Origin of the sequence: Vibrio sp. A1-b2 (assembly GCF_021726015.1) — a bacterium.
GTDB classification, from domain to species: Bacteria; Pseudomonadota; Gammaproteobacteria; order Enterobacterales; family Vibrionaceae; genus Vibrio; species Vibrio diazotrophicus.
On the sequence record NZ_JAKKCI010000012.1, the window covers coordinates 15,392 to 36,193 of the forward strand.

Genomic DNA, 20,802 nt, shown 5'->3' on the forward strand with positions numbered 1-20,802 from the left:
GTCAGTGAATGAATGTACCTGATCTGATCGTAAGATTCTGATTTAGTTGATTCGATTTCTGCAACAAAGCCTAGCAGAATTACAAGCTTGATCTTTAGCTAGGAAAATTGAAACCATCTCTATGAATCATACACCTAAGTCGCTATTTAAGAAAAGCAATAGCGTCAGCGAGTACTTTAGACGCATCTTCTGCACTCATGTTCGAGTTCATGAACTCACCAACGACCAAATAAATCGCACTTTGAACTTCGCTCGACACCATATGACCATGTGCGATACTGCCTACCATAGAGTCTTGCTTTACTGCTTGCTTCAAATCAGCCATCGATTTCTTAGCACAAGCATCAAAACCATCACCGCTAACTTCTAAGTTTGGCGGAACAGAACCTTTAACTTGATTAAACTTAGCTTGAAATCCCGGCTCCATGACCGCTTTCGCCATGGTCTCTTGCGCCCCTTTCTTCTCTTGAGACACATCAAACATTCCAAACTGGTCAGAATTAAATACAAAGGCACCATCAGTGCCTGGATATTGGAAACAGAGGAAATCTTTGTTTGGCACTTTACCATTGTTAATGAACTCGCCTTTAGCCCAGTCACCCATGATTTGCATCGCGGCATCACCACGCATCACCATAGCTGTGGCTTTGTTCCAATCCCGCCCAGGGTAGTCAGCATCAACATAGCCGCGATACTGCCTTAACTGTTCAAATGCCTGAGCCATTGTATCGCTATTTAAACTGTTATAATCCAAATCTCCAAACGCTTTGCGATAAAATTTTAAGCCTCCTGCACTTAGTACCGCACTGTCAAAAATGGTCACTTCTTGCCAAGTTTGGCCGCCACCTGCGAACGGAATATAACCAAATGCTTGAATTAAGCTAGCAGCAACCATTAGCTCGTTAAACGTTTTTGGAACTGCAATATTTAGCTCATCAAAGATCTGCTTGTTGGCCCATATCCAATTAGTTCGGTGAACCCCGACAGGAGAAGCGACCCATTTACCTTCATATTTTGAGAATTTCTGAAGTGCTGGCGGGACGATTTGATCCCAGTTACCCTGTTGCGCGACGCTGTTAATGTTTGCCATCACCCCTTCAGAAGCCCATTCAGTCAATTTGGTTCCACCCATTTGCACCGCTGTTGGTGGATTACCAAAGGCTGCTCGCACACGAAGATAATTTTGAGCGTTGGCGCCTGCTGCCCCAGCGATTTTTAAGTCCTTCCATTCAATGCCCTGTTCAAGTAGGTTATTCTTTAACACTTCTACAGCAGCAGCTTCACCACCGGATGACCAACCATGCAATACTTCAACCGAAGAGTCAGCGTAAACAAATCCAGCACATAGACATAATGTGAGTGTGAGTTTCTTCATTGTCTTTTCCCTACATCTTGAACTGTTCTGTGATTTTCGCTTGCTGGTCTGAAAGCGACATTAAGTCTTCAAAGGTTCGTCGATTACCCCGCGATAGTTGATGTATTTGGTCCGCTGAGTCAGAAATAGCCACTACATTTTCCGTAATATCTTTCGACACATGGGACTGCTCTTGCGCGGCAGACGCGATTTGTTCACTCATATTCGCAACAGAATCAATGGCAGCTGAAATTTCCAGCAACGAAGTAGCCGCATGTTGAGAGTTATCCACCACCTCTTTCGCGGTTTGACTATTTTTCTGCATAATGTCTACAGAGGACGTCGAGATCTTTTGCAGTGACTGAATCATACGATAAATCTCTTCCGTCGAGCTCTGCGTTTTACTGGCTAGATTGCGCACTTCATCTGCAACAACAGCAAAGCCTCTACCTTGTTCCCCAGCGCGAGCGGCTTCAATGGCCGCATTAAGAGCGAGTAGATTAGTTTGCTCTGCAATACCGGTTATCACTTCAAGAATCCCTTCAATATTTTCAGACTCTTGCTTCATCTGACCTATGGTTTGAGCCGCCGATTTAATGTCTGAATCAAGCTCGTTAATCGAGTTAATCGACATATCCATCTTCGACTTACCTGTGGATGCTAATTCGCGAATTGCTAACACTTGCCCCAATGAAGATTCTGCATTTCTCGCCACTTCATACACCGCAGACTCCATTTCGGTAACCGCTGTAGCAACTGAACTAGTTTGAAATTTCTGGCTTTCCAACATCTCTTCCGATTTAGTTGCTACATCGAGTGCACCCTGAGCCGAATTAGAAAGCGTATTTGAACTCTCTTTTAGCTCGGAAAGCACACCACCAAGTTTATTGGTTAGTTGATTAATGCCACCAGCAATCTCACCAAACTCATCTTTCTTCTTAAGAACGATATGCTGATCGATCTGACCATTGCCTAATGCAGCGAGTGCATTGGTGATACTTTTCAGTGGCATCTTAATACTCTGAATTTGACTCAACACGATCAAAACACTGACCACTATCGCCACGATAAACAACATCGAAGTCATTAGAATATTTGAGTCAGCACCTTGTTCCACTTTCTGGTTAGTACTCGCCACTAATGCGTTTATAGATTGAGATAGTTCATCAAGGTTGTTCGCACCTCGATTGACCAATGAACCGATTTCAACAAGGTTTTTATTTATCTGTTCACCCAATGAGACCAACTTGATCTGCAGAGATAAATAGCCTCGCTCATCGTTAACCGAGAAATTAAGGAACTCTACAAAGGGCTTAAGTTTCTCGGCTGAGTTCGGTGCCATATCGGTAAGTTTTTCTATTCGAGAAACGGCTTTTAACGCATTGGTGGATAGTTTTTGCTTAATGTTATTGAGCAGATCCAAATTTTCAATGTTACTAACGCCACCTAGGGTTGCTTGTGCAAGGGTTAAGCTATCGGCAATAACTGAAACCGCGAAGCTTTCTACCAAACTTAGATTGCTAGCAAGTAACACTGCTGCATCTCTCTCATCATCGAAAGTAATCCATCTTGCAGTGTAGTTCTGTATCTCGGCGCGCGAAACATCTCGTGTCGTCGCCAGTTCATTTGTAGCATTTATTTGCTGTTGTCCCAAAGCAAATGCTTGAGAGAAGGCTTGATCAGCTTGTTCCAACAAACGATTGAACTCAGCTTGATCTGCTAAAGAGCTGCTCAATGAAGAACGCAGGTCCTTATATTGTTTGACGGCGGCATCAAACTCTTGCTCTAGCAGATTGCGTTGTTGATTATTGAGAGCATTAGCATGTTGACTCACAGCTCTATTAACGTTTTGCGCGATAATGGCAAGTTGGTAGCTACGCTCCATGATTGGAATTAGCGTTTCTGCTGTTTCTTTATAGGCACTTGATGATTGCTTTTGGGCATAGAAGCCCATCCCCGCCAAGAGTGTCATCAAAGAAACAACGATACTAAAGCCCAATATGGTGCGACTAATTACAGTTAAACTCAATTTTAGCCCCCTTTTATATGGAGCCTTCGGCAAATCGAACACACCTAGCTCCGCTTATTGTTGTAGGACGAGACTCCGACAAGAAGCCTCTTTTATTCACGTTCTGAATGGATTGATTAAATTGTAGTTGATAACGCAAAATTGGCATTTGGTATGGGTTCGCTATTTGAAACTAAGAGCTTTTGCGTCGACAACCTTCTGCGTTTGCGGCTTTAATAGAGGCAAACACCGCGTCTGGATCAACTGGGTTAGGTTCGTTATGAATGGTTTCACCTTCGGCACATGCCGCTTGTGCTACTCGAACTAGATCAGCATCATCTACTTGTTCAAGACCTATGTCCGCCAGCGTAGTTGGAAGACCGACTTGTTCACAGAACTGGTAAACCTGCTCGATAGTTTGTGGATCTTTACCTGTTAGGTATAGTGAGGCAAGAACACCAAACGCAACCTTTTCACCATGTAAATAGGAGTGAGTTGGCTCTAGTACAGTTAGACCATTATGGATAGCGTGCGAAGCTGCAAGGCCGCCACTTTCAAAACCTAAGCCACTGAGCAATGTATTGGCTTCAACAACACGCTCCAACGCTGTGGTTACTACCCCTTCATCATTCGATACTTTGGCAAGATGACCATATTCTAACAAAGTGTTGTAACAAAGCTCTGCCAGCGCGTATGCTGACATCGATCCTAAGCGACCTGTCATATTAGTCGCGAAGCTTTGCATACAAGAATTTGCTTCAAACCAAGTAGCTAGAGCATCACCCATACCAGCCACTAGCAAACGAGTCGGGGCTTTAGCAATGATTTCACTATCGACTAAAACCAAGTTAGGGTTTTGCGGCAGAATCAAATAACGATCGAATTCACCCTGCGGTGTATAAATAACCGAAAGCGCACTACAAGGGGCATCACTTGCGGCTAAAGAAGGAACAACTGCCACAGCAACCTCAGCAAAGTGCGCGACTGCTTTAGCGGTATCAATGGTTTTGCCGCCACCAAGGCCAGCGACAAACTGCCCGCCTCGGCTCGTTAAGCGATCGACTAATCGAGAAATCTCGTGATCACAACATTCCCCAGAAAAAGAGACAATATCAACCTCTACTTGACTTAAATAGGATTCAAACTCGGACAAAATATTGTCATAAACAAACGGGTCACAAATCATCATACCTTTTTGTCCAAATCGTTGAAGCTCTTCACCAAGAAGCTTTCTAGCACCTTTACCTTGAACATAACGACCTGGAAAAACTGTCGTTGTAATCATAATTTACCTCTACTTATAATAATGATTTAAATACTTTTTCTGTTCCATTTGAACAACAAAGTCATCCTGCGGGAATAGTACAAATCTTCACTCAATAGTATTTTTGAACACCAATCTATGTTCTCTGACACATCTGTTAGTAGGAAAGTACTATCCGATTGGCAACTTTAAATAGCGACGTCATTACTGTTTTTCTTTTTTACGTATAATAGCTTCCATCAACTTGATGGTCGGTTTGTCTGCTCTTGGGTATTGCACTTGCACATCAGTTTGTAGGCCTAACTCGTTTTGATTTTGAGTTATCCAGACCGCAATATCGACTTGCAGCAACATATCGCGGTACAAATCTTCTGCACACGTATCTGAGGATTCACTACAACTGATGAAAAGACGATACCCGAGTTTTCGAGAGAGTTTTTCTATTCTCGCCAAACATTTCATTGCCTTTGGCTCGTGCAAATTAGGTAATACAACGCCAACCAGTTGACTTCGACCTCCACGTAACACTCTAGCAGCAATATGAGGTCGATAGTTATGCTGCTCGGCTAGTGCCCATACTTTGTTCTGTGTGGGTAAACTGATTCGATATTGGTCACCTTTGCCGCTTAATACATAACTCGCCGTCGTTTTAGACACACCAGCTAACTTAGCGAGATCACTTAATCTCATACCTGGCCCCATGCATCATTTAAATCACATACCGCTGAACAAGAACTTGCTTGAGCATTTCATCAAGTAAATTAATTGAGGCAACGCCAACCCCCACTTGAGATACCGCCAAAGCTCCTATCGCTGTCGCACTGGCAATCTGCCTGTAGGGATTGTCAAACTGACTCGCCCAACAGAATGCTGCGACCACAGAGTCACCCGCCCCAACGGTGCTGACAGGTTTAACCGTCGGAGGCGTCGAAACTAATACTTCTGTTTCAGTCGCCCAAATTACACCTTTCTCACCCATTGAAATAAGAACATTATCAATGCCAAGCTTTACTAACTCTTGAGCGGCAGTGACGCCATCTTCGATAGAGCCTACTGCGCGGCCAAGAAGTTCAGAAGCTTCTGTTTCGTTGGGCTTAATCAACCAAGGCTGAACAGAAACACCGGCTTTCAGCATGGCTTTACTGCTATCAAGAACGACCTTTTTTCCGAGCTGTTTTAGCTCTCGCATCCAACTTGTAACTACGTTTTCATCAATATTTTCAGGCAGGCTACCGGCAAAAATAAAACCTTCATGGTCGTACGCAAGTTCTAAAAGCTTGCGATGAAGCCGTTCGATATGATTAGGCTGTACGGAAAAGCCACCAAAATTAATGTCGGTTGTTTCTCCGTTACGAGCGTGGACTTTGATATTGGTTCGGTTGGTGCCATCCACGCTAACAAACTGCGCATCTAGCCCACTAGCGTCAAACATCTTATCGAATAACTCTTGATTGTTGTGGCCAAGGAACCCTGTCAAAGTGACTGATGCACCAAGATCTGACATCACCTTAGCGACATTTATCCCTTTGCCAGCAGCGTAGCTGTGCTGCTCTTTGACTATATTAACTTGATTAACCGAAAAATTGTCCGCTTCCGCAGACAGGTCTATAGCAGGATTTAGAGTCACGCTAACCCATTTCGTAGTATTCAAATTGACCTCCTCATATGGAATGTACTTGGTTAGTTTTTTCAACCACAGGGAGCAAGTGCCCCAAAGCACGAGTTGTTATGAATTTGTAAACAAGCTTAAATAACCAACGCGCCGCGATATGTAGGTTAGATGTTCGATAAACTAGAAAAATGTGCGTTCTTGCTAATATTGAGATGTCACGCAATCAATTATTGTTGATTCGCGAGGCTCTTCCTAAGTAGCCGCCGTGATGCCTAAGGCCGTACTCTTGTTTGGTGAACCCTTTCGCTTCTGAAACAGACATTGATATCGCATCACAAATCGCCAGCATCACGGCAATTGTGGTCGTCGGTGCTAAGTTTAGGTGACACGCCTCTTTGTGCTGTCCCATATTCAGCACATATTCACAATGTTCTCTAAGCTCTGAATCTGGATGCGAGGTAATACCAACGATGTGTCTGACACCAAGGTGACGTGCTAGCTCTAAGATCTCAATCACCTCACGTGATTTACCACTGGTTGAACAGGCAATAAGGATATCATTGCTATTGACGATGCCGAGATCGCCATGGGCTGCCTCAGCAGCATGAAGGAACACGGCTGGGCTACCAGTGGAACTTAAGGTGGCGGCCATCTTTTTCGCAATCAATCCTGCCTTACCTATCCCTGTGGTAATTACCTTACTGTCGCAATCTAAGATAAGCTTTACTACTTTCTCGTAGTTGTCATCGACTTCGATACTGGCAATAGCGGCCGCTTCCTGGGCTATTACATCACGTGCCTTTTGTAATATGTCCATAGTTATACCCTTTCATCTGCGAGATAGTCAGAAATCGTATCTACCACTAGCTTGTGATCTTCATACTGAGGAAGACCAGATACAGAGATAGAGCCAACAACACCCACGCCTCGAATAATCAAAGGAAAACTACCACCGTAGGGAGCAAACTCTTTTGCATCAACTAAGGATGCTTGGTCAATGGTTTTACCTTTCGCCTTATAGTACTGGCCCATATACCAAGAACTATGTTGATAACGGTCGACCACGTTACGCTTGCGCTTAATCCAGCATTGATTGTCACGAGTCGTGTCAGGCATGGCAAAACTAAACAAGCGGTGGCCGTTACATACAATCTCGATAGCTACGTTAACCTGTTTCGCCTCAGCACGATTTTTAATCAAGCTGCCCAACTCCCACGCTGTTTGATTATCAAACTCGGTAAACTGTAACTCAGCTTCTTGCGCCAATAGTTGGTTTAGATCGGTAATCATAGAAGCTCCTGTAATTTCACTCGACGTTTCTCTTTAGCACTTAAATAAGCCGCTTCTATCACAGCAATAACACTCAAAGCTTCATGTGCTGGAACGGGGACTGATTCACCGAAGCGAATGGCATTTGCCAGTTGATGATAGAAGTTTTGATAACAGCCGAGTTCGGTAGCAATACTACTCTGAACGCCATTTTCATTGGTGTACAGACCGTAAAGATCTTCGCTTTCACGGCCCCAGCCTAGAGTGTTCGGCCCTTTCTTATCTCGAAGGAAGTCCTCTTGGCTATCCATACCATATTTGATCAAGCTGCCATTGTTGGCGTAAATCTGGAATCTTGGCCCTTCTGTAGTGCTCAAGCAGTTGCCATGGACAATAACTTCACGTTCTGGATAATGGAGCACTAAATGAAAGTGGTCGACAGCCTCTGCTCCCGGCCTTTGGTTACGTAGTATGCCCGTCACCTCATCTGGATTGCCAAACAGCGCGATAGATTGGTCAATTAAGTGTGCGCCCAAATCATAGAGAATTCCCGCACCAGGAACGTCTTGTTCACGCCACCGAACCTTTACCTCTGGTCGATAACGATTGTAACTCGAATAAAAGGTATGAATCCCTTCGAGCTTTCCTTCGCTAATCAGCTTTTTGATAGTGATAAAGTCGCCATCAAAACGACGGCTTTGATAAACCGTCAGCACCTTACCCGAGGTAGCCTGAATATCTAACAGCGCTTTACCCTCTTGGTATGACACGGAAAACGGCTTTTCTACCACCACATGCTTACCTGCTTGCAGCGATGCCATAGCCTGCGGCACATGCAAATGATTGGGTGTCGAGACCACGACAAGTTCGATGTCGGCGTGCTCAAGCATGGTTTCGAGGTTAGGATAAACCTCTGCATTTGGAAGTTGGGCTTTTACTTTCTCTTCGTTGCTAGAGACAACCGCAATAAGATCGTACTGTGGGCAATCGCTGATAATTGGCGCTTGAAAACACTGCCCCGAAATACCGAAGCCAACTAAACCGACTTTAATCGTTTCCATTAAATAGTCCTTATAAAAAAGGCTGTGATTCCGCAGAGCGCCACAGCCAAAAGCATAAACGGGGGGTGGGGGGGGAACTTATACGAGCTCAAGCTCTTGTTTTAACAGCGCCTCGACTTGAGTATCACTGCTTGCAGTCATTAACTGCTCCCTAAAGTCTGCATGCATAATTTTGCGCGCCAGTTTAGAGAAAATCTTCATATGCTGGTCACCAGCAGCGTGTTTATTCAAAGTTAGCATGATGATGAACTGTGCTTCTTCATCACCCCAAGCAATAGGTTTAGCTAAACGGCACACGCTAATTGCAGACTGCTCAATATGCTCACTCTTGGTATGAGGAATAGCAAAACCGAAGCCTAGTCCAGTAGAGAAGACATCCTCACGAGCCCACAAGTCATCAGCCAGTTTATTCGGGTATCGACAGCGGCCAGTAATAAACAAGTTGTCAGCAAGCGTCTTAATTACTTCTTCTCTACTACGTAGATCTCGGTCAAGGCTGATGCAGTCTTTCGACACCATAGGCGCCTCTGTTTGAGTCATGCGGAACTGAGCAAGAACATGCTCAACTTCCTGAACAGTGCGACAATCCATCGCGCGGTTAAGTAGTTGGCGACATTCACGGCTATCAAGCTTAGAAATTCGCTCTTTAGTTGCAGCAATACTTGGCGCGCTCATACTGATTTCATCCAAACCTAAGCCAACTAATAGTGGCAGTACGGAGCCTTTCGCACCTAGCTCGCCACACAAGCCAATCCATTTGCCATGACGATGCACTTCACGTACCACATGGTCAAGGGTGCGCAAGAATGCAGGGTTCAAGCTGTTGTAGTTTTTGGCAACCTTAGCGTTGTCGCGGTCAACAGCCATTAGGTACTGAGTCAGGTCGTTTGAACCGATAGAGAAGAAATCAATTTCTTCACAACACTGGTCGATGATGAAAGCGACTGAAGGAACTTCAAGCATTATGCCCAGTGGCACGCGCTCTGCAAAAGGCACTGCCTCTTTGCGCAGTTCTTGACGCACTTCCGCCAATACATCCTTCACCCAAAGGATCTCTTCCATTGACGAGATCATTGGAATCATAATCTTCAAGTTACCGTGAGCCGAAGCACGTAATATGGCACGTAACTGAGTCTTGAACATCTCAATAAACTCAGGGTAGATACGAACTGCTCTGTAGCCTAAGAATGGGTTGTTTTCAGACGGGATATTGAGGTAATCCACTGGCTTATCACCACCAATATCAATGGTACGGATAATGATAGATTTGCCATTCGCCGCTTCACAAGCCTGACAGAAGATGTTGTACAGTTCGTTCTCATCTGGTGCAGATGTTCTGTCCATATAGAGCATTTCAGTACGGAACAGACCTACCGCTTCCGCCCCGTGAGCAAAGGCTTGTGGCGCTTCCACTGAGTGAGCAATGTTCGCTGCTACTTCTAACACTTTGCCATCGGCCGTTGCTGCTGTTAGGTCACGGTATTTGGCTTGGCGTGTAGCCACAATCTCTTTTACTTTTTGCTCTTGAGCATAGTAGCGCTCAACAGGGTCTGTGATATCTGTCACTACCGCACCTAAGTGACCATCTACAATCACCTGCTTACCCATAAACTCACTTAACTTAGCCGCATCTAAACCAACAATCGTTGGAATAGCGAAAGAGCGCGCCAAGATAACAGTGTGCGAAGTGCTACCGCCATGAGATAGAATCAACCCTTTAAGCAGAGATTTGTCTAGCTCAAGGAACTGACTTGGCGTTAAATCCTCAGCCAGACACACTGTTGGCTCATTAAGCTGAGTTTGGCTAGCAAATCGCTCGTCGCCATAGATGCTTTGCAGTAGTTGATAGCAAACATCGCGAATGTCTAACTCACGCTCACGCATGTAGCTGCTAGACGAGTTCTTCATCATCTCGCCAAAGTGTTTTGCTGTCGCGATAATAGCATCTGCACAGCTGTGACCTTCACTCAAGTTACCTGTGATGGTTTGCTGAAACTCTTCGTCTTTAGCGATTGAAAGGTGAGCTTTTAGAACTTCCCCTTCGGTATGTTCAGCGGCTTTGAGTTGAATTGAAATCGACTTAATCACTGACTCCAACCCATTTTGCATTTGCAGTTGCTCTTCACTGAACGCTAACGCAGGTGGAAGATTGTCTAGACTATCGAAGTTTACCGCCCCCATAATAGTAAGGGTACCGCGACCAATACCTTCACTCACTGCACGGCCTCGCTCATGTGCCACTTCTATATTAGAGAAGTTACGCGGTAGCGGTGTTAGTTCAGCATCGTCAGCACTCTCATTGTTTTGTAACGGTGCGTCACAGTGTGGGAACTCGTTAACGATGAACTGTTTAAGTTGGTTAATGGCAGACTCTTCATCTTGACCATCAATGGTAATTAAGCACTCATCACCAAGAAGCGTATCAGTACCAATAAGAGAGAGAACGCTCTTCGCGTTACCACTCATACCTGTGCGTTTATTTTGCCAAGTAACGTCAGAAGAAAATTGGTTGCAAAGCGCTTCGACATGACTCGCTGGACGAGCGTGAACACCATTTGGTAGTTCACAAGAGAAAGAGAAAGTTTTCATTACATATTGTCCTTGTACTGCTAGGCGATAGACCCGAGTTGATGTAACAACAATAACAAATCATCACACTCCAGCTATTGGACAAAAATACTAATTACTGGATTTTTGTATTACCAAGAACTAAGTGTGAACGAAATCAAATTTACTATCATTTTTGTGAACCAGAACACTTTAAATGATAATTAAATCAAAAATAAAACACATAACCAATTGTTTTTAAACATTATAAATATAGAAAAACTATCTAACCCTAATCTAGATATAAATATAGATGGAGATCAAACTTCTCCTCCACTCTAACAATTATCCAGTAAATAGCATAAAAATCCTCTAACTAGACAGCACAAATGCTCACTATATTAGACTCAAAGCTCGGGCTGCTAAACCAACGTGAAACAGATTCTACAAATACTATTTGACCCAATCCAAGGAGAGGTCTATGAATGATTTAATCACAATTTTGAAGGACACCAGAAGACATCTTATGACTGGTGTATCTCATATGATCCCATTTGTGGTGGCTGGCGGTATCTTACTTGCTACGTCAGTTATGATGTATGGTGAAGGCGCCGTTCCTGAAGATGGGACATGGTTGCACGATCTGTTCTTTATCGGTGTAGCTGGTTTCCAATTAATGGTACCAATACTAGCTGCTTACATCGGCTACTCCATCGCAGACCGTTCAGCGCTAGCACCTTCTGCCATCGCCGCTTTTATTGGCGCTAACATGTACAACACTGGTTTCTTCGGGGCGATCTTCGCTGGTCTACTCGGTGGTATCGTCGTCTTCTACTTGAAGAAGATAAAAGTACCCGCGTTTGCTCGATCCATCATGCCTATCTTTGTTATTCCAATAATTGGTACCTTCGTCACTGCGGGCGCTATTGTATGGGGTATTGGTGAACCAATTGGTGCGGCAACAGCTTCACTAACTGACTTCCTAAAAAGCATGCAAAATGAAAGCATCGTAGTACTCGCTATCATCATGGGTTGTATGATCGCTTTCGATATGGGTGGTCCAGTCAACAAAGTCGCTTACGCATTCGTCATCTTGTGTGTCGGTGAAGGAATCTACAACGTAGCAGGTATCTCTTCAGTAGCAGTAGCAGTTCCTTCTATCGGAATGGGGTTAGCAACCTTTATCAATAAAAAACTGTACGACTCGAGCGAGCAAGAAGCAGGGCGTGCATCAATCCTAATGGGTACTATGGGTATCACTGAAGGGGCTATCCCATTCGCAGCAGGTGACCCACTTCGTGTTATCCCATCGATCATGATCGGTACAGCGGCTGGTGCAGTAACTGCGGCAACAATCGGTGTAGAGAGCTACGCAGCTTGGGGTGGGCTAATTGTTTTACCAGTTGTTGAAGGTCGCGTCGGATTTATTGCTGCCCTAGCTGTTGGCTCAATCGTCACAGCACTAATGGTTAACTTTCTAAAGGCACGTCGCCCGGTGCTTGAGAAAACCAACGAAAAGTCCGACGACTTAGACTTAGATATCAAAATCGGTTAATCACTAAGACCTATCAAAATAAGCAAGGCGTGCTCGCTATCACTTGGCGCCTTGCCCCCCAAACTTAATGTTAAGGAATTAAATTATGACTAGTATCGTAGCAGTAACAGCATGCCCATCAGGTGTAGCTCATACGTACATGGCAGCAGAGGCGATCGACGCAGCAGCAAAAGCCAAAGGTTGGACATGTGAAGTGGAAACTCAAGGCTCAATTGGCATCGAAAACGAGCTGACTGCCGCAGCAATTGAAGCCGCTGACATCGTTATCCTTACAAAAGACATCGACATCAAAAATAGGGAACGTTTTGAAGGCAAAACTGTGGTTAGTATTGGTGTCAGCGATGCAGTTAAGAGAGCAGCAGCAGTAATGGATAAGATTGAAGCTCATCTTTCAAATGTAACGGCTTAAGACAGCAATAAGCAATATCACACCTATAGAATCGCTCCCCTCCTCCTTAGAGGGGAGCGCCTAAAAACCAATGAGTAGTGATACCAAAGTGACCGCCGCATAAAAATCCGCACACGGCAACTTTGTTATAAGTGTTCAAAACACCAAAACGCTCAACAACCGTATTACTGGTAATGCAAGGAGCCAAGCAAATGAGCACCCCAAGAATTGAACGCCTCAAGTCAGCACTGTTTGAATCACAACGTGAAATATCCCTTGAACGTGCATTACTTTACACAGAAAGCCATAAAACGACAGAAGGTGAACACACGCTAATTCGTCGTGCAAAAGCCACCGCACACGTTCTCGACAATGTCGAAATTTCTATTCGCGAAGATGAGTTGATTGCTGGCAACCGCACAGTAAAAGCTCGTGCAGGTATTATCTCTCCAGAGATGGACCCTTACTGGATTGAGAAAGAGCTCGATATATTCGCTACACGCCCTCAAGATAAGTTTTTTATCTCAGAACAAGATAAAGCCGTTTACCGTGAAGAGCTACTGGCTTACTGGTCAGAACGCTCAATGAAAGATTTCATCAACGCGCAAATTCCATCCGAAGTCAAAGATGCCGTGGCGCAAAAAATCTTTAGTGTCAACCAGACAGATAAAGGCCAAGGCCATATCATCATCGACTTTGAACGCTTGCTAGAACACGGTTTAGGTTCGTTACTGGATGATATGCAGGGCCTAACGTTAAGTAACCCAGACAATGAGTTCTATCAATCTGTCGTGCTATTGCTAGAAGCCTCAATCCGTCATATCTACCGTTACGCCGATCTTGCGCAGAATATGGCAGAAGCGAGTGAGGATGCAGAACGCAAGGCAGAACTGTTCAAAATCGCTAATATTTCTCGGAAGATCGCTACTAGTAAACCGCAAGGTTTCTACGAGGCGTGTCAGCTATTTTGGTACATGAACATTGTTCTGCAATACGAATCTAATGCAAGCTCGCTATCTTTAGGTCGCTTTGATCAATACATGATGCCGTTCTATCAAGCGTCTATTGATGCTGGAGAATCTCCGGCGTTCCTGAAAGAGCTATTAGAAAGTCTATGGATTAAAACCAACGATATCGTACTTCTGCGCTCTTCCGGCAGTGCTAAGTTCTTCGCAGGTTTCCCTACCGGTTACACCATCTTACTTGGCGGACTGACTGACACGGGTAAAAGTGCGGTTAACACTCTATCTAGCCTATGTTTAGATGCGTATCAAAGCGTGCAGCTTCCACAGCCAAACTTGGGTGTTCGCGTCAACGAATTCATTGATCGCAACTTCTTAATGAAAACTGCGGAAACCATTCGTCTCGGCACAGGTATCCCGCAAATATTCAACGATGAGGTCGTGGTTCCAGCCTTCCTTAACCGTGGAGTTTCACTCGAAGACGCGCGTGATTACTCGGTAGTGGGTTGTGTTGAGCTCTCTATTCCAGGCAAGACTTATGGCTTGCATGATATCGCTATGTTCAATCTGCTCAAAGTGATGGAACTAACCATGCAGCGCAATCAAGACAATCCAAATATCAGCTTTGATAACTTGGTTGAGCAAATTCGCAATGACATCAAGCACTACATAAAACTAATGGTCGAAGGCTCGAACATCTGTGATGTTGGCCACCGTGACTGGGCTCCAGTTCCTCTACTGTCATCGTTTATTAGCGACTGTATCGAGAACGGCAAAGACATCACTTACGGCGGCGCTCGCTATAACTTCTCTGGTGTGCAAGGTATCGGTATTGCCAACCTATCAGACTCACTACAAGCACTAAAACGCTTCGTTTTTGAAGAACAGCGTCTGAGTTTTGCTGAATTTATCGACGTACTAAACGCCAACTTCGATGTTCCTGAAGGTGACAAGATTCGTACTCGACTAATGAACAAATATGAGAAGTACGGCAACGATATTGATGAGGTCGACAACCTAGGCTCTGAGCTTCTACGCCTGTTCTGTAAAGAGGTAGAGAAGTATGACAATCCGCGTGGTGGTCAGTTTACTCCGGGCTCTTACACCGTTTCAGCGCACGTACCGCTAGGTGCTGTTGTTGGCGCAACTGCAGATGGTCGTTTAGCTGGAGAACAACTGGCAGATGGTGGCCTGTCACCTATGCTGGGTAAAGATCAACTTGGCCCTACAGCGGTACTGAAATCAGTAAGCAAGCTAGACAATTACCTCCTTTCGAACGGTAGCCTACTCAACGTTAAGTTCACTCCTGCAACCCTAGAAGGCCAATCAGGACTAAGCAAACTGTCTGACTTCTTGCGCGCGTTTATGAAGCTAAAACTACAACACGTTCAGTTCAACGTGCTCAATGCGGAAACGCTGAAGAAAGCGCAGCAAAAACCTGAAGATTACGCAGGGCTGGTCGTTCGTGTCGCAGGCTACAGCGCATTCTTTGTTGAATTATCGAAAGAGATTCAAGATGACATCATTCGCAGAACCGCACATGAGCTGTAATTCAACACCAAAAGATCAAGCGAGCAGCGCCCGGATATTCAACATCCAGCGCTACTCGCTGCACGACGGCACTGGTATCCGTACCGTTGTGTTCTTTAAAGGCTGCCCATTAAGCTGCCCATGGTGTTCTAATCCTGAGTCGCGTTCGCACCGCACCACATACCTGCGCGGAGAATCCAAGTGCATAGATTGTGAAACCTGTGCCATGGATGTCGATGAGTGTCCAAGTGGCGCGTGGGAGCAAGTCGGGACAGATATGACCTTAGATGAAGTTGTTGCTGAAGTGACCAAGGATGACGTGTTCTTCAACACCTCAAATGGCGGCATTACTTTATCAGGTGGCGAGGTGTTAACTCAGCCTAAGTTTGCTATTGAGTTACTCTGCAAACTAAAAGCATTGGGATTCAGAACCGCGATTGAAACCTCGGGACATGGCAACACCAAGTTGCTACTTAAAATTGGTCAGTTGTGTGATGAAGTGCTGTTCGACTTTAAAATCATGGACCCGCAACGGGCGAAAACCGTGATAGGGATTAATCTGGAACTGGTTTTAGACAACTTCCGTCAATTGGTAGAACAAGGAACGAACGTCATCCCTCGCCTGCCCCTTATCCCGGGTTATACCATGAACCTAATTAACACAGACCGGGTGATCAACTTCCTGCGCCCGTTCAATCTTAACGAAATTCATTTACTGCCATTTCATCAATATGGCGCAAACAAATACCAAACCTTGGGGATGGAGTATCTACTCGAAGACGTTCCGGTTCCGAGTAAATCAGAGGTGGAAAGTATACGTCAACATGTTGCGGCGCAAGGCTACCACGTCATCATTGGAGGATAATCATGACTAAGAAAATACTAATTACCGGTGCAAAAGGTTTCTTCGGCACTCGTTTTATCAACCGCTACCAAGGTGAGTTTGATATCCTTGGACTGGATGTTGAGCAGCTAGACATCACCGATAACCAAGCGGTGGTTGAAACTTTCGCAAACTTCAAACCTGATTACGTTATCCACGCTGCGGCGATTGCGGTGACAGACTTCTGCAACAAGCATCCTGATCTCGCACATAAGGTCAATGTTCAAGGGGCGATCAACGTAGCAAAAGCGTGTAAAGAACATGGTGCTAAGCTGGTGTTTATATCCACAGAGCAAGTGTTTAACGGTAACCTAGAAAAAGGTCCATACAGCGAATTAGACCAACCTGTACCAGATACCGTGTACGGACAGAACAAACTTGAAGCTGAAAAAGAGCTAGCAAGTATTCTCGACGAGATGTGGATACTGCGCTTTACTTGGCTATTTGGTCTTCCTGAGCGTAACACTACCATCAACCCGAACGTGGTTTGGAACACACTACAAGCGCTAGTTAACGGACAGGTGATGCGAGAGCGTCGCAATGAGTTCCGTGGTCTAACTTACGTTCACGAGCTTATCGAACAGTTCCCGAAGATCTTCACTATTCCTTACGGTACCTATCATACAGGGGCACATAACCCAGCAAGCCGCTACGAGATTGCAGAGCATATTCTCATAGAGTTAGGCCAACAAGAGCGACTAAATGAACTGTTAGAAGCAGCGGATGCCCCAATAACACGCGATGTACGTTTAGACACAAGCAAACTCGCCGATCAAGGCGTGGTATTTACTGAGAGTAAAGATGCCATTACCAAGTGCATGAAAGAATTTCACTTTATTTAAATTTGTTTGGTTGCGCCGAGGCGTAGCCTACCCCCAATTAGGAGCAGCACCATGATTTACATGCTAGATACCGCAGACCTTAACGCAATTCGCAAAGCGGTAGATCTTTACCCTCTGGCTGGCGTAACGACTAACCCATCTATCGTCGCTAAAGAAAACCGTCCTCTTAAAGAGATCCTATTGGATATCCGTGAGTGTATTGGTGAAAAGCGTATGCTACATGCCCAAGTAATGGGTAAAGACGCAGAGACAATGCTTGAAGAAGCAAAAGCACTGAAAGCATTTGATAACAACATCATCGTAAAAGTGCCAGCAACACCTCAGGGCATCAAAGCGATGAAGCTTATCCACGCAGAAGGCATACGTATCACCGCAACAGCTATCCTTACTCCTCAGCAAGCGCTAATGGCAGCAGTTGCTGGCGCAGAGTTTCTAGCCCCTTATGTAAACCGTCTAGATAACATCTGTAGCGATGGTGTTAATGTTGCTGCTGATATGGTGGCACTGATCGACACTTATAACTTGGATGCTAAAGTTCTCGGTGCATCATTTAAAAACGTGCAGCAAGTTCATCAATTATCTCTAGTAGGTGCACACTCAGTAACGATTGCACCAGACGTATTTGACCAACTATTGGTGCATCCACTGACAGAATCTGGTGTCGCAGGCTTTGTTACTGATTGGGAAGGCGTTTATGGGAAAGATACCACGGTGCTAGACGTACTATAATGTGATCTAGTCATTAGTTTTTGGTCACTGGATTATAAAACACACAAAATGAAACCAATCGCATGCCCAAGGATATTACAATCATTGGGCATTAGCATATAATACTAATGAGATATTTATCTCGATTGGTATAACTAATAAAAGACCGCATTATGAAAATCGTTGGAGTTACTGCGTGCATCAGTGGCGTAGCACACACCTACATGGCTGCCGAAGCACTAGAAAAAGCCTGTAAAAAAGCGGGATATAAAATCTCAGTTGAAACTCAAGGAGCACTGGGGAGCGAGAACCAACTTGAAGAGTCTGATATCGCAGAAGCTGATGTTGCGGTCATTATTGCCGATATCAATATTGACGGTGTTGAGCGATTCAGTCAAACGCGAATTGTGCGTTGTTCCATTGCGCATTTTTTAAGAAATAGCGAAGAAGTACTTCAAGCTATAAAAAAAATACGCAACGCGCCACCTAATGCAGAGCTCATTCTCTAGTCTGCTGACGTTGCACTTGAGCTAAGATACTGCGCGCGATACTCCGACGGAGAGCGTGCAGTTTGGTTTCTAAACACGCGGCAAAAATAGTTACTATCCTTAAAGCCGCAGCGATGCGCTACCTCTTTCACTTTCATATCGTATTCAATCAACAAGTATTTTGAGCGCTCCAAACGTACATGGTTTAAATATTCGTTGAATTTAAGTTGCCCCTCTTTTTGAAACAACTGAGACAAGTAGTTCGGTGACACATAAAAATGCTGAGCAACAGATTCGCGTGTTAAAGGCTCGTGATAATGCTGCTCAAGATGATCCCTCACCGCTTCAAACAATGCATGGCTTTTAGATGGTGTTTCAACTGGTCGCTCAATCAAATCGAGAATATGACTAACTAACGCCCCTACCAACAAGCGCTTTGTTCCTTGACTCTCTGGCTGTTTGATCAGCTCTTCAATAGCATTAAGAATAAACGCGCCGATTCTCGGGCCACGACGAAGGACATTTTCCTTTATCGCAGAGTCAAACTGCTCTCCATCCCAGCTAAGTAAACTCATACCAAAACTCTGCTTACCCGCCATCACAGTTAAAATGACGACTGGTTTATTCCATATCGGCTTATTCCAACTTTCCGCAGGTAAATACAATACTCCGCCCTGCTTTAGTGTGTATTGAGTATCTACCCCCATACTATTACCCACTTCCATATCCAACTCTCCCACCAGCACCATTTCTAGGCGAGGAAAGTGAACTTGATAGGCTAATGGCGGAGGCGAGGGTAGATTACCGGCAAAGTAGACATCGCTGATAGCTTCAGTCTGGTTTGCATAATATTCAAGCGCTTCTAATAAATATGTTTTGTCTAGCATGGTTGATTGTCTGTATGAATTTTAACTATACCAAAGTTACGGATGATTACTCCTTAAAACATTATAGTTATTAACCTGCAACAAAATATGTGAGCAATCACCTTAAAGATATGTGCTAAATCACACTTCGCTTCATAGTCAACAAATATCCAGTATTTCGAACAATTTCCCTACTTATAAAACACCTAATGTCCATTATTTTGACTGTTAATGTCAGCACTAAAATAATATCAAAAGGTACCCTCCATGACACAAATCGCTCAAACTCATTTAAATGCTCTCGGTGCAGATCTTGAACTATCCCCTCAGATGATTCATGAACTAGACACCCAAGGTTTTACAGTAATTCACAACGTTGTAGATAAAGATTGGCTAGAAGAGATACGCCGCACTATCGACATGCTTGTTGAACGAGAAGGGAAGAACTTGGCGATCGAACATCACCAAGAAGAAGGTGTAACAAGAGTCGCCAACCTGATAAACAAAGGCACAGTATGGGAAAAGGTATGGGCACACCCGCTTGTTCTCTCCGCTTGTAAACACATCTTTGGTGGCGCTTTTAAGATATCTAGCCTCAACGCACGAGAGGCTCATCCAGACTGTGGCCATCAACCGCTTCATGCAGACTGGAAAAAGCCGCGTCCAGATTTCCCTAAAGTCCACCTAGTTAACTCAATTTGGGCGATTGACGACCTAACCCGTGAGAATGGTGCGCCTCGAATTATCCCCAGTACTCATTTACGTCCAGAATTGCCTGAAGAGGTTTTAGCTGATGTTGAAGGCGCGCACCCTGATGAAATCTATTTGGAGTGTCCGGCTGGCAGTGTGATGATTTTCAACGCTCACACTTGGCATGGCGGCACTATTAACTACGCAGGAACGCGCCGTCGTGTGCTTCACGGCCTCTATATCGATCGTGACGATGTCGCGCAACAAGATCAACAAAAATGGCTTACTGAGCATACTGCCAGCCGCCTAACTCCAGCTCAAAAATGGCTACTAGATGTAGAGTAATCAAACCAAAAGTTAGCTGTTCAACATGAATGGCTAACCTATTGAAATAGTGAAACATAATATATCAGTATATAAAGCAAACAACGTCATTAATAGTAATAAATGGGAGAACGTTACTTCTTGGCAAGAATTGTTCAATATTGACACCACAGACATTCACCCCTAGCAGAATCGTGGATGGACGTATTTTCGCGTAAAGCCGCACAATCTGGGGTAAACCGCCGAACGAACCAATACACAAGAATCTAGATCACACAGAATGAGTTGATTTTAATTCACACCTACTGAATATTAATGCGTATTATAACTTCAATAAGCCTCAATAGATATTGACTGAACTTCGTAGAAATTACTCTTTAATAGTAGACGATACAAAGTCAACCAGAGCTTCATCTCTCGCTAAAGCTCCATTCCACATATTATGTTGACT

General features: G+C 44.5%; 18 protein-coding genes. 8 read left to right on the forward strand and 10 right to left on the reverse strand.

What is annotated here, in order from left to right:
* Window positions 1-142 precede the first annotated feature (142 nt).
* From L3V23_RS18660 to ptsP, 9 genes are all read right to left on the reverse strand, one after another.
* On the reverse strand, window positions 143-1,375 hold the full coding sequence (locus tag L3V23_RS18660) for an ABC transporter substrate-binding protein (protein WP_237292745.1): 1,233 nt from the start codon (window positions 1,373-1,375) through the stop codon (window positions 143-145).
* Between the two features lie 10 nt (window positions 1,376-1,385).
* Window positions 1,386-3,383 (reverse strand): methyl-accepting chemotaxis protein, encoded by a 1,998-nt coding sequence (locus L3V23_RS18665; protein ID WP_237292747.1) that lies wholly within the window; start codon window positions 3,381-3,383, stop codon window positions 1,386-1,388.
* Window positions 3,384-3,555: 172 nt separating this feature from the next.
* The gene (locus L3V23_RS18670) at window positions 3,556-4,647 is read right to left on the reverse strand and encodes a glycerol dehydrogenase (protein ID WP_237292749.1); all 1,092 of its coding nucleotides are present in this window, start codon (window positions 4,645-4,647) and stop codon (window positions 3,556-3,558) included.
* A gap of 183 nt (window positions 4,648-4,830) precedes the next feature.
* A complete protein-coding gene (locus tag L3V23_RS18675; protein WP_237292750.1) occupies window positions 4,831-5,316 on the reverse strand; it encodes a LacI family DNA-binding transcriptional regulator in 486 nt (161 codons plus the stop codon).
* Between the two features lie 19 nt (window positions 5,317-5,335).
* On the reverse strand, window positions 5,336-6,277 hold the full coding sequence (gene pfkB / locus L3V23_RS18680) for a 1-phosphofructokinase (RefSeq protein ID WP_237292752.1): 942 nt from the start codon (window positions 6,275-6,277) through the stop codon (window positions 5,336-5,338).
* Window positions 6,278-6,461: 184 nt separating this feature from the next.
* Window positions 6,462-7,055, reverse strand: a complete 594-nt coding sequence (locus L3V23_RS18685; RefSeq protein ID WP_237292754.1) for an SIS domain-containing protein — start codon at window positions 7,053-7,055, stop codon at window positions 6,462-6,464.
* A gap of 2 nt (window positions 7,056-7,057) precedes the next feature.
* A complete protein-coding gene (locus L3V23_RS18690) occupies window positions 7,058-7,528 on the reverse strand; it encodes a heme-degrading domain-containing protein (protein ID WP_237292756.1) in 471 nt (156 codons plus the stop codon).
* The gene (locus L3V23_RS18695) at window positions 7,525-8,568 is read right to left on the reverse strand and encodes an oxidoreductase (protein WP_237292758.1); all 1,044 of its coding nucleotides are present in this window, start codon (window positions 8,566-8,568) and stop codon (window positions 7,525-7,527) included. The genes L3V23_RS18690 and L3V23_RS18695 overlap by 4 nt, the downstream gene beginning before the upstream one ends.
* Before the next feature lie 78 nt (window positions 8,569-8,646).
* Window positions 8,647-11,157: a phosphoenolpyruvate--protein phosphotransferase gene (ptsP, locus tag L3V23_RS18700; protein WP_237292760.1), complete on the reverse strand. Its 2,511-nt coding sequence runs from the start codon at window positions 11,155-11,157 to the stop codon at window positions 8,647-8,649.
* Between the two features lie 439 nt (window positions 11,158-11,596).
* Between ptsP and L3V23_RS18705 the strand changes: the two genes are divergently transcribed.
* From L3V23_RS18705 to L3V23_RS18735, 7 genes are all read left to right on the forward strand, one after another.
* Entirely contained in the window at window positions 11,597-12,670 is a 1,074-nt protein-coding gene (locus L3V23_RS18705) for a PTS fructose transporter subunit EIIC (protein ID WP_237292761.1), read from the forward strand.
* 85 nt (window positions 12,671-12,755) lie between these two features.
* On the forward strand, window positions 12,756-13,079 hold the full coding sequence (locus L3V23_RS18710; protein WP_237292763.1) for a PTS fructose-like transporter subunit IIB: 324 nt from the start codon (window positions 12,756-12,758) through the stop codon (window positions 13,077-13,079).
* 191 nt (window positions 13,080-13,270) lie between these two features.
* Entirely contained in the window at window positions 13,271-15,571 is a 2,301-nt protein-coding gene (locus L3V23_RS18715) for a formate C-acetyltransferase (protein WP_237292764.1), read from the forward strand.
* Complete coding sequence (locus L3V23_RS18720; protein ID WP_237292779.1) at window positions 15,561-16,415, forward strand: [formate-C-acetyltransferase]-activating enzyme; 855 nt, start codon at window positions 15,561-15,563, stop codon at window positions 16,413-16,415. The genes L3V23_RS18715 and L3V23_RS18720 overlap by 11 nt, the downstream gene beginning before the upstream one ends.
* Before the next feature lie 2 nt (window positions 16,416-16,417).
* Window positions 16,418-17,275, forward strand: coding sequence for an NAD(P)-dependent oxidoreductase (locus L3V23_RS18725; protein WP_237292766.1), 858 nt, complete (start codon window positions 16,418-16,420; stop codon window positions 17,273-17,275).
* Window positions 17,276-17,326: 51 nt separating this feature from the next.
* Window positions 17,327-18,004, forward strand: a complete 678-nt coding sequence (locus tag L3V23_RS18730; RefSeq protein WP_237292768.1) for a fructose-6-phosphate aldolase — start codon at window positions 17,327-17,329, stop codon at window positions 18,002-18,004.
* Between the two features lie 152 nt (window positions 18,005-18,156).
* A complete protein-coding gene (locus L3V23_RS18735; protein ID WP_267134827.1) occupies window positions 18,157-18,492 on the forward strand; it encodes a fructose PTS transporter subunit IIB in 336 nt (111 codons plus the stop codon).
* Here L3V23_RS18735 and L3V23_RS18740 read toward each other — a convergent pair.
* A complete protein-coding gene (locus L3V23_RS18740) occupies window positions 18,489-19,358 on the reverse strand; it encodes an AraC family transcriptional regulator (protein ID WP_237292770.1) in 870 nt (289 codons plus the stop codon). The genes L3V23_RS18735 and L3V23_RS18740 overlap by 4 nt on opposite strands.
* Before the next feature lie 246 nt (window positions 19,359-19,604).
* On the opposite strand from L3V23_RS18740, the gene L3V23_RS18745 reads away from it, so the two are divergent.
* On the forward strand, window positions 19,605-20,372 hold the full coding sequence (locus L3V23_RS18745; RefSeq protein WP_237292771.1) for a phytanoyl-CoA dioxygenase family protein: 768 nt from the start codon (window positions 19,605-19,607) through the stop codon (window positions 20,370-20,372).
* The last annotated feature ends 430 nt before the right edge of the window (window positions 20,373-20,802 follow it).

What these genes read in the sequence shown, in the direction of transcription:
- L3V23_RS18660 (WP_237292745.1), bottom strand. Translation starts at nt 1,375, where the DNA reads ATGAAGAAACTCACACTCACATTATGTCTATGTGCTGGATTTGTTTAC.
- L3V23_RS18670 (WP_237292749.1), bottom strand. Translation starts at nt 4,647, where the DNA reads ATGATTACAACGACAGTTTTTCCAGGTCGTTATGTTCAAGGTAAAGGT.
- L3V23_RS18675 (WP_237292750.1), bottom strand. Translation starts at nt 5,316, where the DNA reads ATGAGATTAAGTGATCTCGCTAAGTTAGCTGGTGTGTCTAAAACGACG.
- L3V23_RS18685 (WP_237292754.1), bottom strand. Translation starts at nt 7,055, where the DNA reads ATGGACATATTACAAAAGGCACGTGATGTAATAGCCCAGGAAGCGGCC.
- L3V23_RS18690 (WP_237292756.1), bottom strand. Translation starts at nt 7,528, where the DNA reads ATGATTACCGATCTAAACCAACTATTGGCGCAAGAAGCTGAGTTACAG.
- L3V23_RS18695 (WP_237292758.1), bottom strand. Translation starts at nt 8,568, where the DNA reads ATGGAAACGATTAAAGTCGGTTTAGTTGGCTTCGGTATTTCGGGGCAG.
- ptsP (WP_237292760.1), bottom strand. Translation starts at nt 11,157, where the DNA reads ATGAAAACTTTCTCTTTCTCTTGTGAACTACCAAATGGTGTTCACGCT.
- L3V23_RS18705 (WP_237292761.1), top strand. Translation starts at nt 11,597, where the DNA reads ATGAATGATTTAATCACAATTTTGAAGGACACCAGAAGACATCTTATG.
- L3V23_RS18710 (WP_237292763.1), top strand. Translation starts at nt 12,756, where the DNA reads ATGACTAGTATCGTAGCAGTAACAGCATGCCCATCAGGTGTAGCTCAT.
- L3V23_RS18715 (WP_237292764.1), top strand. Translation starts at nt 13,271, where the DNA reads ATGAGCACCCCAAGAATTGAACGCCTCAAGTCAGCACTGTTTGAATCA.
- L3V23_RS18720 (WP_237292779.1), top strand. Translation starts at nt 15,561, where the DNA reads ATGAGCTGTAATTCAACACCAAAAGATCAAGCGAGCAGCGCCCGGATA.
- L3V23_RS18725 (WP_237292766.1), top strand. Translation starts at nt 16,418, where the DNA reads ATGACTAAGAAAATACTAATTACCGGTGCAAAAGGTTTCTTCGGCACT.
- L3V23_RS18730 (WP_237292768.1), top strand. Translation starts at nt 17,327, where the DNA reads ATGATTTACATGCTAGATACCGCAGACCTTAACGCAATTCGCAAAGCG.
- L3V23_RS18735 (WP_267134827.1), top strand. Translation starts at nt 18,157, where the DNA reads ATGAAAATCGTTGGAGTTACTGCGTGCATCAGTGGCGTAGCACACACC.
- L3V23_RS18740 (WP_237292770.1), bottom strand. Translation starts at nt 19,358, where the DNA reads ATGCTAGACAAAACATATTTATTAGAAGCGCTTGAATATTATGCAAAC.
- L3V23_RS18745 (WP_237292771.1), top strand. Translation starts at nt 19,605, where the DNA reads ATGACACAAATCGCTCAAACTCATTTAAATGCTCTCGGTGCAGATCTT.